The 15,198-nt window shown below is 46.9% G+C and carries 19 protein-coding genes; 10 read left to right on the top strand and 9 right to left on the bottom strand.

The genetic code is table 11. The annotated features are described in order from the left end of the window. The first annotated feature begins 63 nt into the window (after positions 1-63). From EHS89_RS04315 to EHS89_RS04295, 5 genes are all read left to right on the top strand, one after another. Positions 64-999: an ABC transporter ATP-binding protein gene (locus EHS89_RS04315; RefSeq protein ID WP_124924848.1), complete on the top strand. Its 936-nt coding sequence runs from the start codon at positions 64-66 to the stop codon at positions 997-999. Beyond that, positions 992-1,765 (top strand): ABC transporter permease, encoded by a 774-nt coding sequence (locus tag EHS89_RS04310; RefSeq protein ID WP_124924847.1) that lies wholly within the window; start codon positions 992-994, stop codon positions 1,763-1,765. Before EHS89_RS04315 ends, EHS89_RS04310 begins: the two co-directional genes overlap by 8 nt. Positions 1,766-1,957: 192 nt before the next feature. Continuing rightward, on the top strand, positions 1,958-2,785 hold the full coding sequence (gene queF, locus EHS89_RS04305) for an NADPH-dependent 7-cyano-7-deazaguanine reductase QueF (protein ID WP_124924846.1): 828 nt from the start codon (positions 1,958-1,960) through the stop codon (positions 2,783-2,785). Positions 2,786-2,929: 144 nt separating this feature from the next. Then, positions 2,930-3,484 (top strand): nitroreductase family protein, encoded by a 555-nt coding sequence (locus EHS89_RS04300; protein ID WP_124924845.1) that lies wholly within the window; start codon positions 2,930-2,932, stop codon positions 3,482-3,484. A gap of 31 nt (positions 3,485-3,515) precedes the next feature. Then, complete coding sequence (locus EHS89_RS04295) at positions 3,516-3,977, top strand: YiiD C-terminal domain-containing protein (protein WP_124924844.1); 462 nt, start codon at positions 3,516-3,518, stop codon at positions 3,975-3,977. Positions 3,978-4,046: 69 nt separating this feature from the next. On the opposite strand, the gene EHS89_RS04290 is transcribed toward EHS89_RS04295, so the two are convergent. From EHS89_RS04290 to EHS89_RS04280, 3 genes are read right to left on the bottom strand one after another with little or no spacing between them, the layout of a single operon-like run. Continuing rightward, a complete protein-coding gene (locus EHS89_RS04290; RefSeq protein ID WP_124924843.1) occupies positions 4,047-4,616 on the bottom strand; it encodes a peptidylprolyl isomerase in 570 nt (189 codons plus the stop codon). Positions 4,617-4,625: 9 nt separating this feature from the next. Further along, complete coding sequence (locus tag EHS89_RS04285) at positions 4,626-5,390, bottom strand: DUF4197 domain-containing protein (RefSeq protein ID WP_188885226.1); 765 nt, start codon at positions 5,388-5,390, stop codon at positions 4,626-4,628. A gap of 28 nt (positions 5,391-5,418) precedes the next feature. Beyond that, positions 5,419-5,691 carry a hypothetical protein gene (locus EHS89_RS04280; protein ID WP_124924841.1) on the bottom strand — a complete coding sequence of 91 codons (273 nt, stop codon included), beginning with the start codon at positions 5,689-5,691 and terminating at the stop codon, positions 5,419-5,421. A gap of 154 nt (positions 5,692-5,845) precedes the next feature. Here EHS89_RS04280 and EHS89_RS04275 point away from each other — a divergent pair, with 154 nt between their 5' ends. Further along, positions 5,846-6,400 carry a cytochrome b gene (locus tag EHS89_RS04275; protein ID WP_229753463.1) on the top strand — a complete coding sequence of 185 codons (555 nt, stop codon included), beginning with the start codon at positions 5,846-5,848 and terminating at the stop codon, positions 6,398-6,400. A 108-nt stretch (positions 6,401-6,508) separates the two neighbouring features. On the opposite strand, the gene EHS89_RS04270 is transcribed toward EHS89_RS04275, so the two are convergent. The 6 genes from EHS89_RS04270 to hisA all read right to left on the bottom strand — a co-directional run bounded on the left by EHS89_RS04270 (position 6,509) and on the right by hisA (position 10,419). Then, positions 6,509-6,952, bottom strand: a complete 444-nt coding sequence (locus EHS89_RS04270) for a hypothetical protein (protein ID WP_124924840.1) — start codon at positions 6,950-6,952, stop codon at positions 6,509-6,511. A 170-nt stretch (positions 6,953-7,122) separates the two neighbouring features. Continuing rightward, positions 7,123-7,815, bottom strand: a complete 693-nt coding sequence (locus EHS89_RS04265; RefSeq protein WP_229753465.1) for a GDSL-type esterase/lipase family protein — start codon at positions 7,813-7,815, stop codon at positions 7,123-7,125. 70 nt (positions 7,816-7,885) lie between these two features. Continuing rightward, positions 7,886-8,311: a rhodanese-like domain-containing protein gene (locus EHS89_RS04260; RefSeq protein WP_124924839.1), complete on the bottom strand. Its 426-nt coding sequence runs from the start codon at positions 8,309-8,311 to the stop codon at positions 7,886-7,888. A 54-nt stretch (positions 8,312-8,365) separates the two neighbouring features. After that, entirely contained in the window at positions 8,366-8,776 is a 411-nt protein-coding gene (locus tag EHS89_RS04255) for a hypothetical protein (RefSeq protein WP_124924838.1), read from the bottom strand. 192 nt (positions 8,777-8,968) lie between these two features. Then, positions 8,969-9,397 carry a GNAT family N-acetyltransferase gene (locus EHS89_RS04250; RefSeq protein WP_170167407.1) on the bottom strand — a complete coding sequence of 143 codons (429 nt, stop codon included), beginning with the start codon at positions 9,395-9,397 and terminating at the stop codon, positions 8,969-8,971. A gap of 257 nt (positions 9,398-9,654) precedes the next feature. Beyond that, on the bottom strand, positions 9,655-10,419 hold the full coding sequence (gene hisA, locus EHS89_RS04245) for a phosphoribosylformimino-5-aminoimidazole carboxamide ribotide isomerase (RefSeq protein WP_124924836.1): 765 nt from the start codon (positions 10,417-10,419) through the stop codon (positions 9,655-9,657). Between the two features lie 172 nt (positions 10,420-10,591). Here hisA and EHS89_RS04240 point away from each other — a divergent pair, with 172 nt between their 5' ends. The 4 genes from EHS89_RS04240 to EHS89_RS04225 all read left to right on the top strand — a co-directional run bounded on the left by EHS89_RS04240 (position 10,592) and on the right by EHS89_RS04225 (position 15,140). Beyond that, positions 10,592-11,950, top strand: a complete 1,359-nt coding sequence (locus EHS89_RS04240) for a peptidoglycan DD-metalloendopeptidase family protein (RefSeq protein ID WP_229753467.1) — start codon at positions 10,592-10,594, stop codon at positions 11,948-11,950. 43 nt (positions 11,951-11,993) lie between these two features. Continuing rightward, positions 11,994-12,926: a LysR substrate-binding domain-containing protein gene (locus EHS89_RS04235; protein WP_124924835.1), complete on the top strand. Its 933-nt coding sequence runs from the start codon at positions 11,994-11,996 to the stop codon at positions 12,924-12,926. 93 nt (positions 12,927-13,019) lie between these two features. Next, a complete protein-coding gene (locus EHS89_RS04230; protein ID WP_124924834.1) occupies positions 13,020-13,817 on the top strand; it encodes a DUF1338 domain-containing protein in 798 nt (265 codons plus the stop codon). A gap of 135 nt (positions 13,818-13,952) precedes the next feature. Next, positions 13,953-15,140, top strand: coding sequence for an acyl-CoA dehydrogenase (locus EHS89_RS04225; protein WP_170167406.1), 1,188 nt, complete (start codon positions 13,953-13,955; stop codon positions 15,138-15,140). The last annotated feature ends 58 nt before the right edge of the window (positions 15,141-15,198 follow it).

The raw sequence follows: 15,198 nt of genomic DNA, 5'->3' as shown, positions 1-15,198 counted from the left end.
ATGCCCCAATCTTACCAATTCGAACACAACTCTCCCCACAGACTATCTGTTATAGGATCAGGCATGACGACTGCGCTCTCGATAAAAGACCTGCGTAAGGTTTACGGTAATGGCTTCGAGGCTTTGAAAGGAATCTCTTTTGAGGTAGAAGAGGGGGATTTTTTTGCTCTGCTAGGGCCAAATGGCGCAGGTAAATCAACAACCTTAGGCATTGTCTCATCGTTGGTAAACAAAACCACCGGTAAGGTTGAGGTATTCGGCCATGATCTGGACCACAATGCCACGCTGGCTAAATGTGAACTGGGTGTCGTACCTCAGGAATTCAACTTTAATATGTTTGAAAAAGTTGAAGATATCCTGACCACTCAGGCCGGTTACTATGGTATTTCGGCTGAAGATGCGAAAGAACGAGCGGAGTTTTATCTGCGTAAGCTCGGATTGTGGGATAAACGTGATCAGGTATCACGGATGCTGTCCGGAGGTATGAAGCGCCGCCTGATGATCGCGCGGGCGTTGATGCATGAACCGCGGTTATTAATTCTGGATGAGCCTACTGCCGGAGTCGATATTGAGCTGCGTCGTTCGATGTGGGAGTTTCTTACAGAGCTCAATGCTGAGGGCACCACGATTATTCTGACCACTCATTATCTGGAAGAAGCTGAGAGTCTGTGCCGTAACATCGGCATCATTGATCACGGTACCATTATTGAAAACACCAGTATTCGTAAACTACTGAAACAGCTGAATACGGAAACCTTTATTCTTGATATCAGTCCGGTGCAGAGTAGCTGTCCAGCACTGGAAGGCTATAAAGTGGCAATGGAAGGGGATCATACTTTACTCATCGATGTTAAAAAAACTCAGGGACTCACCTCTGTTTTTAGTCAGTTAGCCGAGCAGGGAATAGAAGTGACCAGCATGCGTAATAAGAGTAACCGTCTGGAGGAGCTGTTTATTTCGCTGGTGGATAAAAACCTGGGAGGGCAGACCGGTGAATAATAATCAACTTTTTATCGCCTTCTGGACCATTGTTGTACGTGAGATACGTCGTTTTACCCGTATATGGGGGCAAACATTACTGCCACCCGCAATTACGATGACGTTGTACTTTATTATCTTCGGTAACCTGATCGGATCGCGTATCGGCGAAATGGGCGGTTTTGATTACATGGAGTTTATTGTGCCGGGCCTGATTATGATGTCGGTTATTACCAACTCATACAGTAACGTGGTGTCTTCTTTTTATAGCACTAAATTTCAGCGACATATTGAAGAACTGCTGGTTTCGCCAACGCCTAACTGGATCATTCTGACCGGTTATGTCATAGGTGGCTCGGTGCGTGGTTTGTTAGTTGGCTTGATTGTAACGCTGTTGTCACTATTCTTTACCGATCTGCATATTCATAACTTCTTCGTTATTACTTCGGTCGTGTTGCTAACTGCAATTTTGTTCTCGATAGGTGGTTTTATAAATGCTATTTATGCGAACAGCTTTGATCACGTGTCGATCATCCCTACCTTTGTGCTGACCCCTTTGACATACCTGGGCGGCGTGTTTTATTCGATCGCCTTATTGCCGGAGTTCTGGCAGGGGGTATCACAGATTAATCCGATCCTTTATATGGTGAATACGTTCAGATACGGCATTCTGGGGGTAAGTGATATCAGTATAGGTTTTGCCTACAGTATGATTATAGGGTTTATCGTTGTGCTGTTCAGTTTTGCGATGTACCTGCTTAATACAGGAAAAGGCATACGTGACTAATGTTTTAACTATGTCACACTAGCATGACAAGTCTGTAAGTTGAGTTGATGGGTTTTGTCTATAAGTTATATTTATGTGTTACATATAATGGCATGAGATCAGAGTGTAGTTATATGTCATATAGTGAGACTGGATAGCAATGAGATCCTCAGATGAAAACTGCTTTAGAGTAAAGTAACAAGAGATAGCATTATGAAGAATACAGAATCCGGATTAGAGCATGCGCCTCTGGGGGCCGATACTGAGTATGTAAATCAGTATGATGCTTCGTTACTTTATCCTATCGCTCGTCATCTGAACTGGCAGGCGCAAGGCGTAGACCGAACCAGCTTACCTTTTAACGGCACTGATATCTGGAATGCTTATGAAGTGTCCTGGTTGAATAATAAGGGCAAGCCGGTGGTACGGCTGGCGGAGTTCAGAATTCCCGCCAGTAGCACCAATATAATTGAATCCAAGTCATTTAAGCTCTATCTGAACTCTTTTAATCTGACCCGTTTTGCTTCTGAAGACGAGGTCGTGCAGCAGATGGTGACGGATCTTTCTGCCGCAGCTGAAGGGCAGGTGGAAGTGATTCTGACAAATCTGGATAGTAAGGCTGATATTCGACAGTTCAGTGGTGAGTGCCTGGATGAACTGGATATAGAGATTGCTGACTATACTCCTACACCGGAACGGCTTTCTGCATCGGGTGACAAAGTTGACGAGGCGCTATATAGCCATCTGCTTAAATCTAACTGTCCGGTGACAGGGCAACCTGACTGGGCCAGTATCAGTATTGAATATAGCGGAGCTGCGATCGATCGTGCCGGCTTGTTACAGTATCTGATCTCTTATCGTGAACATGGTGATTTTCATGAGCAGTGTGTAGAGTCGATATTTATGGATATCTGGAGCCGTTGCAAACCGACCGAGCTGACGGTTTATGCCCGATATCTGCGCCGTGGCGGTTTGGATATTAATCCGTATCGCAGTAGTTTACAGGGACGGCCTGATAATCTGCGTTTGAGTCGTCAGTGATTGGTTTTGTTGGCGAAACTCTAAGGTCGAACCGGTTATCGCTGAATAGATAGTCGGTTTCCTGATAACAACTAAGCCGGCTATTTAAGAGTGACGAGTAAGCCTACTGGTCAGCATGATAAGAAGAACACAACAGGAATAAAAATGGACGCACTGGACAATTTACATCAGCGAGTTTCAATCCCTTTCCTTGAAGCACCAGCACCTAGTTCGGAGCAATTAGACAATATGTACCGGGCGGCGTTACGGGCTCCCGATCATGGTGCCATTCGTCCCTGGCGTTTTCTTAATATTAAAGATGATGCCCGGATTAAACTGGGGCAGTTGTTTGCAAGTGCCGCCGCGGCCAAAGACAGCGAGCTTAGTGATGAGCAGTTAGATAAGTTCAGAAACATGCCGCTGCGTGCACCTTTAGTTATCGTGGCTATTGCCAAGACTAAACCACACCCAAAGGTGCCTCACTCTGAACAGGTGATTGCGGCAGGTTGTGCGGTACAGAATATGTTGCTTGCAGCCCATGCTCAGGGCGTTGGTGCAATGTGGCGTACAGGTGGTATGGCATATGATACAACCGTCATGCAGGGGCTGGATCTGCAGGATGGCGAAGAGATAATAGGTTATCTGTATTTAGGTACGCCGACCCGAGAACGTAAAGTACCGCAACTGGAAGTCAGTAAGTTTGTCAGTGACTGGAGCTGATTAGTCTGGCTTAACCCTAAAGGAGAACAGTATGAGTGATCATCAGCAAACCGCGGATCAGTTTCTGGTCTGGTTAAAAGGCCAGATCCCACTGATTAACCATATGGGCTTTGGTGATCTGCTTTATGATGGTCAATCACTGCAAATGCCTGCAGCGTTGGCGCCTAATGTTAATGATAAAGGCACCGGTTTTGGTGGCTCACTGTCGACTGTCGCCACATTGTGCGGTTGGGCGATGGTAACATTGTACCTGAGGGAACAGGGGCGGGATTGCGATGTAATGATACGTGATAGTCAGATTAAGTATCTGGCGCCGGTTACCGGTGACTTTGCTGCAGTGGCAGAGCTGCCTGATCAGTCTGAGCTGGATACCTTTATCTCCTTTATGGATAACAAAGGCCGGGGCCGCCTGAATCTTGAAATAGAGGTTAGGCAGGGCGATAAAGTTGCGATGACGCTGTCCGGGGCTTACGTCGCTATTGATCGGGTTTAACCCTTTAAATAACTTTGTTGCAGTGCTAAAAAAACCGCCAATTGGCGGTTTTTTTAATTGCGTAGAAACTTATTCAGCCTGCTTCAGTTTTACACTTTGAATAAGGATCGGCTTTGCCGGTACATCTCTATAAGCTCCGCGAGTGCCAGTTTCAGTTGCACCAATCTTGGTAACAATGTCCATACCGCTGCTAACGCGACCAAATACGGCATAACCGGCTTTCATGCTGGTGCCATTCAGAAAGTGGTTATCTTTCAGGTTGATAAAAAACTGAGAGCTAGCGCTGTGGGGATCCTGTGTACGGGCCATGGCAATAGTACCCGTCAGGTTTTGTAAACCGTTACCCGATTCATTCTGAACCGGAGGCAGGGTTTCTTTGCGGTCCATATGCATAGTGAAGCCACCACCCTGGATCATGAAGTCTTTGATTACCCGGTGGAAAATGGTCCCTTCAAAGAAACCGTTGTCTACATATTTAAGGAAATTAGCAACCGTCTTCGGTGCTTGTTCAGGCATCATTTCCAGCTCAATAACACCTTCACTGGTTGTCATAACCACGACTGGATTCGTTTGTTCTGCGGCTGCGGCCTGAATCAGGCTAAAGCTTAACAGGAGTGATACGAAGATTTTTTTAAACATCATAATTCCTTAGAAACTGAAAACTTGTTTTAACAGATCGGTTGTTCGTGCTGCAGGATTCTCCCGAATCTTCTTTTCTTCTGCCGCAAGCATTGTAAACAGTCCGCTCAGCGCCTGTTGAGTCACATAATCTTCAAGATTATAGTTATCTGCCATGTCGCCGACCATTGGTACTGTTTCTGCTTTTTTAGTCAGGTCTCCATAATATTTTGTCACGCCGACCTGGTCCATAGATTGTTTAACAGAAGGTTGAAATAGATCAGTAAGTTGGTCAGTAGTTTTGCCTTTGAAGTATTCCGTTGCTGCGTTATCGGGTCCTTCAAGAATATCTCTGGCATCCTCGATACTCATATCTTTTATCGCATTGACCAGGATTTCAGTCGCTTGCGGGGCCGCCTGCTCTGCGGCGCGGTTCATACTGAGTTCGAACGCTTCAACCTGAGATGACAGACCAAACTTCCGTAACAGGCTACTCGCTTGTTCCAGCTGATCGGGCATTGGGATTTTTATATCAGGATTACCGAAGTAACCGTTTTCCTGGCTAATACCTTCAACTGCACGTCGGCTACCAACATCCAGCGCCTCCTTAAGGCCCGCGATGACGGTGTCGTAGTCTAAAGCTGAGCTGTCGCCAGTGGCTGACGAACTATCTTGTTTTTGTTCTATTAACTGTTTTCCGCCATCTTCTATCTTTTTTAACAGGTCTCCAAATCCGGCTTGCGCAGGAACGGCAATGACAGCAGAGAGAAGGGTAATTGAGAGTAGCTTTTTCATAATAGTGTCCCGGTAGTAGTGAATGGGATCATAGGCTCATTGCCAGTCCCTGCAGTCCGATAATTGTCAGTAAGGAGGGTGATACCAGAATAGCAATAAGGGTCAGTATGACGGCCAATAGATTGTAGCCTATACCAGTCCCACTTCTACCGACGATGGCAAGTAGAAAGCCAAACAGCATAAAGATAAGGGCGGGTGGCACAAAAACCAGTCCATAGGAAAATATCCCAAGTATCGCTAATACCGACGCGATAATTCCTGCGGTTGCACCATGCTTAACCGGCGCTTCAGCCTGATCCATTTTCTTTCCTTGAGTGAAGATATTTGAACGTTGCTTTGTTAAGTGTAACAACACTAGCTGAACATAACTTTACCAAACTTTACCTGGCAGGTGATTACTATATTAGCTATCGCTGATTAAAATAGTCCCATCAGTTTTTATAGGAAATAGAACGATGGGTAGTCAATTGGATAGTCGGACACAGTTAACTAAAATAACGGTGTCTTTGCATTGGGTAATAGCCATTGCAGTACTGGGAAGTCTTTTCTTTGGTATGTACCTTGAAGACCTGCCGCGCAGTCAGGAAAAAGGTGCGTTGATCGGAATTCATAAGTCTGTCGGTATGTTGGTGTTATTTGTCGCGTTGTATCGAATCTACTGGCGTTTAAAAAATAGCTTTCCAGAGCGCCTGACGCCTGTTTCCAGCTGGCAGGAGAAAGTAACATCGATAGTTCACACTCTGTTGTTGGCTACCACGGTGCTCATGCCTGTTTCTGGTGTCATCATGTCAGTGGGTGGAGGGTACCCGGTAGGCATCTTCGGTGTTGAGCTCATTGCGGCCGGTACTGAGAATGAACTGTTGGGCCGAATAGGGCATATCCTGCACGGTGTGGGCGGTAAAGTAATGCTCTTTGCTGTAGCTATTCATGTGCTTGCATCGATTAAACATGCGGTAGTGACCCGTGACGGCACACTGCAGCGTATTCTGGGTAAACGTATTGCCGGTTGAGTTTGCCAGCTAAAGTTATCTCCAGGCTTTTTAGATAAGCCTTATCCCAGACCGGCTCAGAACTTTCTGTGCCGGTTCGCTTTTTTAGATTATTGTCAGTCTGACATTTTAACGATCAACACAGGCGCTCTTAGTCATCAGGCCTTCGGCCAGAATAAAGCCTGTTTTGTCTTTCAGGTATTCTTTTGCGGTAGGACAGTCTTCCGGATCAATGGCGTTACTAGGTAGTACAAGATCCCAGCCATTCTCAATGATCGCTTTGTCTTTTGGTATTTTATAACCAAATACGGCGGTGAAACTTCGACTTTCTGAGGTGGAAACCTGCTTACGCAGAAACAGGTGCCACTGTGCTGTAGAGCCTACATAGTGGGGCTGATGTTTATAAGCGGCAAGGATACGCAGAGAGATCTGGCGGAAATTGGTAATTTCATCTTGCTGGATAACCAGACTATTGGTTCCATCCATTTTTGGCTCCCCCTGCTTTACCGGTTGAGCAACACTGAGACTGCTGGCCATACTTAGTACAACGATGGCGGTAAACTTTAACAACATAGATCGACTAACTTTCTGTAACGGTTTGATAAATGGTAACAATGATGTGGTCTGCTAATCATAGTCTGAAGACTATGACTGTACCTGAGTGAAAAAATTCCCGGCGATTCTATCCGATTAGGATTCACCTTAGAAAGGTTTTTTGAAATGACTTTTCTTTTGTATTATCCCTAGAGAGCACCATGGTCAAGCATTAGCTGATGCAGTCGTTGAGCCAGCTTCTGGTAACCTTGTTGATTAAAGTGAATCGGATCAGACTTATAGCGACTGTCGCGTAACAGGTCGGCTATTATTTCGTTATCGTGAACTAAGTCATATTCCTCTGCCAGCTCTGAATAAAGTGCTGCGCTATCAGAAAAAAGGCTCTTTTCAGGTACGCCAATAAATATAAGATCAATCTCTTTTTGACGGCTAATCTCAATCATAGCGCGAAGGTTTTGTTTAAGTTTTTGTTTGCTCTGATTGCGCAGAATATCATTACCGCCTTCCAGCAGAATGATCAGTGAGGGGGCGTGAGTGTTTAATAGTTCAGGAAGACGGTTCAGACCTGCACTGCTGATCTCCCCTGAAACGCCGGCATTAATCACCTGTCGCCCCGTAAGCTGTTGTAATATAGCTGGATAACTCTGATCAGCAGAAGTGCCAACACCCAGGGTCAGGCTGTCACCAAATGCCAGAATATTGGCCTGTTCGGGAAGGTATCTTAATTCAGGATCACTGCAACCGGTTAGCAGAAGTAAAAAGCAGAGCGCTAAGCCTTGCAGAGGTTTTATTAGCAGAGCTTTTATTGATTGAGCTTTAATAGAATATAACCGGGTAGATCCCCGTCTTATTTGTAAGAGCTTTAGTAATTGCTGTTGCACAGATAACCTTTCTATTTTCAGTTCCTATGCTGATTATAGAAATGATTAGGCGACAACGGCAAGGCCAGAATTAAGGAGCGGTAACTGGCTGCTGTTGTTTGATCCAGTTTTTTATACCGCCATCAAGGTGGTAAACATTTTCCATCTTCAGTTGACCAGCAAGAAAGTTACCTACCCGGCCGGTACGGTTCGCAGAACGGCAGATCAGGACAAAGCTTTGGTTTTTATCGGTGACTAACTGCTCAAATTCCTGAAGCCAGCTATCGATATTGTATTGTCCCTGCGCATCAAAAAACATCAGGGTTTTACTACCCGGAATAATGCCCGTCTGTTGCCACTCTTGTGGCGTGCGTATATCGATCGCAACAACTCCCTGATCCAGCATCCCCTGTAACTGAGCAGGGTTAACCTCTTTTAAACCGGCGCTGGCGAAGCTGCTCAGCCATATCAGCGTGAGGAATGTAATAAACTGTCCGGCAGTTGCAATTTTTTTCATGTGATACTTCTTTGCTTTTTGTTTTGGGAATTCTAACTGTATAGACCCAGGTTATTAAATAAAGTTAGTTGCTGAACGCTGCCTGCGCTTAATGACCAGTCGACTACCCAGTACACAAAATATAACACTACCAAAAATCATCACTGCGCTACCCCAGGTGATATCGCCGCTACTACTGGAGGTTAGCAATGATAGCAAGCTGGTGGACAGGCCAACTAATACCGGTGTTACGGAGTTATTTTGTCCACTTACCAGGCTGGTTAGAATACCGCCGAAGAACATGGTCAGGCTATATACCAACATAGCGGCAATAAACCATAGCTCTGTTTGGTAGGTGGTAAAAAAGCCATCGCCTGAATCATAGTTACTGATAAACGTTGCTAACAGCACATATCCCAGTTGCAGTGTGAGTCCAATTACAATGACACTGATACAGCCAAATATAAAAGCTTTAAAACTGAACATTATCTCTGTTATCCAAATAGTTGAATCCAGAAATGATATTCCGCTCAGATCGGGCTCCTGTACACGACTTTGATCAATTTTGGCTAAGGGCTACATTTTGGCTAAGGGCTACATTTTGCTAATGGTCTTTCTAGATAAGAGCATTGTTGATTGGAACAGTGTTGATAAGAGCTTGGGACAAATCTTATCGATCTATTCTTCAGGGATAGACATGACAAATTTATAGGATGTTTTTTCAAAGCCCAGATGCTCATAGTAAGCATGGGTATTGTGACGTCGCATATTAGTCGTTAGCTCCAGGCTTGAACAACCTTGCTGTATGGCGCTGTCCCGTGCCCGGTTTAACAGAGCTGTACCCAGGCCTTTCCCTCTGAATTTTTCGTCGACCACTAATGCGGTAATACGGCATAGCTTTTGGGCATCGGGAAAGTAAGTAAAGTAAATCAGAACTATAACAGCGCAGATTTTATTACGCTGAATCCCGACATAGATATCATCGTTATGTTGCTGATGGTTATTTATCATCTCAGCAACCTTCGGGGTACTGATTTGATAGCCTAACTGGTGCATTAGGGCTGAGATATGCTGAGAATCTTCTGTTCTGGCGACTCTGATGTTCATATATTCACACTGCTTCAGGCGCATAAATTTACTTAAAAAGAGAGGCTGAGTTGATGCGCTTATACAATTTTAACTGTTTCGTTTAGATTGAATTCAAAGTAGCAGATCGTATGACCGGAATAGGACCTCTTGGTCCAAAGTATGAGTAAAGGTGGGGTAGGTTGAGCTGGGAAGGTAAAACTGATGCTTGCAATAAGGCACAACATAGCTGCTTGTGCCTTACTAAAGTTAAATTATAGAGCTTAACTGAAAGCCGATTAAGCCTGGTTTTGGTTATTCCAGTCGATACACTGCTCAAGTGTTACACCAGAGCCGCCAAAGATATCCAGAGCGCTACCAATAGTCAGGTCGACTTTACCGCCAGATAACTGATCAACCAGTTTCAGGTCTTCCAGTGAACGGGCGCCACCGGCATAAGTCACCGGTATAGGACAGGCTTCCCCCAGTAGCTTTACCAGATCTTCATCAATACCTGATTGCAAACCTTCTACATCGGCGGCATGGATAAGAAATTCGTCACAGTGCTGGCTGAGTTTTGTCAGTGTGTCAGCATTAACTTGTGTTTCCGTCACTGTTTGCCAGCGATCGGTAGCGATATTCCAGCCACTTTCAGTACGCCGACAGCTAAGGTCCAGAATTAATCGCTCTTTACCTGTTATCGCTTTGATCTGTTCCAGTTTTTCCCAGCTAAACTGGCCACCATCAAACAGAAATGAAGTAACGATGACATGGGATGCACCGGCATTAATAAATTCTGCAGCGTTATCGGCATTGACTCCACCACCGAACTGCAAACCATCAGGCCAGGCTGATAGCGCCTTGAGTGCTTGTTCCTTATTGCCAGGTCCCAGAGCGATGACATGGCCACCGGTCAACTGATGCTGGCTGTAAAGTTTGGCATAGTATTCAGCGTCATACTGACTGACAAAGTTAGTATCGGCACCCTGGTCATTAAGGCTACCGCCGACTATTTGTTTTACCTGGCCCTGGTGCAGGTCGATGCAGGGACGAAACTGGGTCAAAGCAAAGGCTCCGTGAGTTTAACGAGGTCGGCAATTGTAGCAGAAGCCAGGAAAGCTATTAATAGCTGCAGAAATAATGTCTCATTTGGGGCATAATCCAAGGAACAATCGGGTAGGTTCCCGGTCACAGCAGCAGGTTTGAACAGAAGGCAACAAGTCAGGTGAAACAGAGTTGAGTAAAGGAAATTTACAGCGGCTTGCAGAAAAAGTTCTGGCGAGTGCTAAAACATTGCTGGGTCATCTGCCCACTGCGCATCGATTGGCTTTGGGCGGTGCTGCGTTCATTATTGTTTTATCGCTGACTCTATCGGATAACAGCTCAGCGGTCGCTACCGCGCCGGGACAGTTCTCGCAAAAGCTAAATCTTAATCTGGATACAGACTCACTTGGTGAGGGACAGCCCCCATCTACGGAGGTCGCAGCAGATGTAGCAGATGTAACAGAAGGGCCTGAAGCCTCTATCAGTTATGTTGTGAAGAAGGGCGATACCCTCAGTACTATTTTTGATTATCTGCGTATTTCGCAGCCTACCCTACATAAGCTGATGGAAGCCGACCTGAACATCCTGGCACTGGATACCATTCAACCCGGCCATGAATTGGGTTTTAATCTTGATCAGCAGGGTAAGCTTAAGCAATTTATCTTTCGCTCCGGGCTGACTTATAAGGTGGTTTTTGATCGGAGTAAGAAAGGCGGTTTTGAGTTTGACGAGTTCATAGAGAAAGGCGGCTATAAGACAGAAATTTTCAGTGGTCTGGTGAAGGGTAATCTGCCTTCTTCTATGCAGAAGGCTGGTGCTAAAATAGCCGAAGCCTATCAGGTTACCAGCCTGTTAAAAGAGCGGATGAATTTCCGAAGTCATCTTCGGGCCGGAGATAAGTTTCAGTTAGCGGTTTCCCGTCAGTATGTGGATGGCGTCTATACCGGTAGTAGTATCATTCAGGGCTTTGTATATAACGGTGCAGTGCGTAAACAGTCGGCCTTCCTGTTTAATGATAATTACTTTGATGCTGAGGGCGAAAGCCTTGAAAAAGCGTTCCAGCGTATTCCATTAAGCAAGCGCTACCGTATCTCCTCAAGTTTTAACCCTAAGCGTAAACATCCGGTGACCGGACTGATCAGACCCCACAACGGTACTGATTTTCCTCTGCGTATAGGCACGCCGGTATTGGCCGCGGGTGATGGTATTGTTTCACGAGTGATAAAACACCGCTACGCGGGGCTTTATATTGAGATTAAACACGGCAGTAAATATAAGACCCGTTACCTGCACCTGAGCAAAGCATATGTCCGCAAAGGACAGAAAGTCTCCCGGGGTCAGAAAATTGCTGCATCCGGTAACTCAGGCCGATCTACCGGTCCGCATCTGCACTATGAACTGCATAAGAATAATCGTCCGGTAAATGCGATGAAAGCGGCGATTCCTGTAGTGCAAACCATCGCGCGTAGTAAACGTGGTGCATTTAAGAAGCAGGTTGCTGCAGTAAAGGCTCAGATGGTAGAGCAGTTGGCACTGCAAACGAAAGAGTAGCCAGCACATCAAATTTGTCTAATTTAACCGCAGGAGCTGTAACGTGAGCGGCAGAATTCCCCCCCTGCGCAGTATGCATATCTTTGTTGTTGCGGCTCGCCATGGCAGTTTTAAGAAAGCAGCGGATGAGCTTTGTGTGACGCCACAGGCCGTCAGCCTGCAGGTTAAAACGCTGGAGGAGCAACTTGAATTGCAACTGTTTCAGCGCCTTCCCGCGGGTATAGTGCTGACTGCAGCCGGAGAGCAGTTACTGGATTATGTGCAGCGTGGTATCAGCCTTATTGAACAGGGTATCGAGGATGTGCAACAGCGCCAGCAGCGGCGTCAATTGCGAATCAGTGCTTCGCCCTGGTTTGCGGTGCATTGCCTGTTACCGAAGCTGGCAGAGTTTGAGCAGCAGCATCCTGAAATCGATGTCGTTGTTAATACCTCCGTCAGGTTTCCTGATTTCACTTCTCAGCGTCTGGACCTTGCGATTCAGTGGGGTTTTGGCGACTGGCCGTTCAGCCGTAAGCAACTGCTGTTGACTGACGATAAGCAACTTGTCTGCGCGCCATCCCTGTTATCTGGCTCTAAGCCACTGAGCAAACCTGAGCATCTGGTGCAGCACCGTCTGTTGTGTACCGAGTTGTCGGTTGATCTGTGGCGCAAGGTATTAAACAACCTGGGCGTCGATACGGTAGTTGAGCGGCAGGTATTACCGCTTGAAAGCCAGGCCGGGCAGATAGAGGCCACGGTTAAAGGTTTGGGGGTGGCGTTAGTTTCGGAAGGTGAAGCCCGTGAAGGTTGCCGGGAAGGGCGATTAGTCGCCCCACTGGGTGACTGGCTGATCAGTGACCTCAATCCTGCACTGATGCCGGGCTATTGGCTGGTGGTTAGGGAGGGGGCCGAACAGGATCAACTGCTGGCCGGGTTTGTCCGCTGGATGAATGGTTGGCTGGAACAGCATCCTCGCGCTCAGGCCAAGTTTATCTGAGCCTTGACACTAAGTTTTTTGGTTTGCTCGTGTCGGAGCCAAACTGCACACTGAGGGTATAACTACATACTCAATACTTGTGCAGGCTCTGACATGAACGTAGAACAATTATTTTCACAACTTTGGCATGATTACACCGAGATAACGCCCCAGGCCGAACAGATTAAGCAGCTGTTCGCCGCCACTGACGGGATTGTAATCAATGATCACGTGGCCTTCCGTACGTTTGCTGATACCCCACTACAGCTGGACAATCTCGAGCCTTTGCTACTTACCCTGGGTTACGAGCGTCAGGATGGTTATCAGTTCGAAGCGAAGAAGTTGCGCGCTTACAGCTTTATCCATCCTGATTCCAATATCCCGAAAATTTTCTGTTCAGAACTGCTGACTGATCAACTGAGCCGTAAAAGCCAGGAAATTATTGCCCGCTACACCCAGCAGATTAAACCGCAAGAACTGGACCTGTCAGTGTTCTGGTCAGCCCGGCATTGGGATATGCCAAGCTGGGATGATTACCAGAGCCTGATGATGGAAACTGAATACGGTGCCTGGTTGCTGGCGATCGGTATCCGGGTCAACCACTTCACCGTCAGTGTTAATCATTTGAGTAGTACCGACTCTCTTGGCGAAGTACTGCAGCGGGTTAAAAGTGCCAATTTCAACATCAACTCAGTGGGCGGTGAAATTAAAGGCTCACCTGAAAGCCTTCTCGAACAAGGCTCAACTATGGCGGATCGTCTTGCGCTTGCCTTTGCCGATGGTGATGTTCATGAGATCCCGACCTGTTTCTACGAATTTGCCCTGCGCCATGAGGATATTGGTAATGAGTTGTATCAGGGCTTTGTTGCGGCCAATGCCGACAAGATTTTTGAGTCGACCAGCGCAGCCTGAGTGCTGATCCCTTAAGGCCGGAATCGAAACAGCTACACTGTTTAGAAGAGCGGTTACACATCTTACATAGCGTTATCGATCATTTGACTATTTCTCCCCTGCACCCAGGGGAGTCTGGATAACAGGATAATAATAATGAGCCAGATTAAAAAAACTCAATTCAACTGGAGTGACCCATTTAGCCTGGAGTCGCAACTCACTGAAGAGGAGCGGATGATCCGCGATGCGGCCCGCGATTATTGCCAGGATAAGCTGCAACCCCGTGTACTCGAAGCGAATCGCAATGAGACCTTTGATACAGGAATTATGCAGGAACTTGGCGAGTTGGGGTTATTGGGCTCGACTCTGCCAGAGCAATACGGCGGCTCTGCCGTTAATTATGTTTGTTACGGGCTGGTGGCACGGGAAGTCGAGCGCGTAGACAGCGGCTACCGTTCGGCGATGAGTGTGCAGTCTTCACTGGTTATGCATCCGATTTTTGCCTATGGCACTGAAGAGCAGCGCATGAAATTCCTGCCGAAACTGGCGTCTGGAGAGTTGATCGGCTGCTTTGGTCTGACCGAGCCGGATGTGGGCTCAGATCCCAACAATATGAAGACCCGCGCGACCAGGGTAGATGGTGGCTACCTGTTGAAAGGCGCAAAAATGTGGATTACCAATTCACCGGTAGCCGACGTGTTTATAGTCTGGGCCAAACTGGAAGGTGTGATACGTGGCTTCATACTGGAAAAGGCGATGCAGGGACTGAGCGCGCCAAAGATCGAAGGCAAGTTTTCGCTACGGGCATCGATTACCGGTGAAATTGTTATGGAGGACGTGTTCGTTCCCGAAGAGAACCTGCTGCCGGGAGCGCAAGGGTTGGCTGGCCCGTTTGGTTGTCTGAATAAAGCCCGCTACGGTATCTCCTGGGGCGCACTGGGTGCCGCAGAGTTCTGCTGGCATGCCGCACGTCAGTACACCCTGGATCGTATTCAGTTTGGCCGTCCTCTGGCTGCTAATCAGTTAATTCAGAAGAAACTTGCCGATATGCAGACTGAGATCAGCCTGGGTCTGCAGGGCTGCCTGCAGATGGGACGTCTGATGGATGCGGATAATTGCCCGGTGGAACTGATCTCCCTGATGAAGCGTAATAACTGTGGTAAGGCGCTGGATATCGCCCGCCAGGCGCGGGATATGCATGGCGGGAATGGTATCTCCGATGAGTTCCATGTCATACGCCACATGATGAATCTGGAAGCGGTTAATACCTATGAGGGAACCCATGATATTCATGCGCTGATTCTGGGCCGGGCACAAACCGGTATACAAGCTTTCAGCGCTTGAAGTTCCGGTTAAGTAGATCCATTTTTTTGGATCTCTGCTAAGGATACTCGAAGTTAGA

This window comes from Amphritea balenae, from assembly GCF_003858655.1.
GTDB lineage: Bacteria > Pseudomonadota > Gammaproteobacteria > Pseudomonadales > Balneatricaceae > Amphritea > Amphritea balenae.
This window is presented reverse-complemented; position numbering and strand designations above follow the sequence as displayed.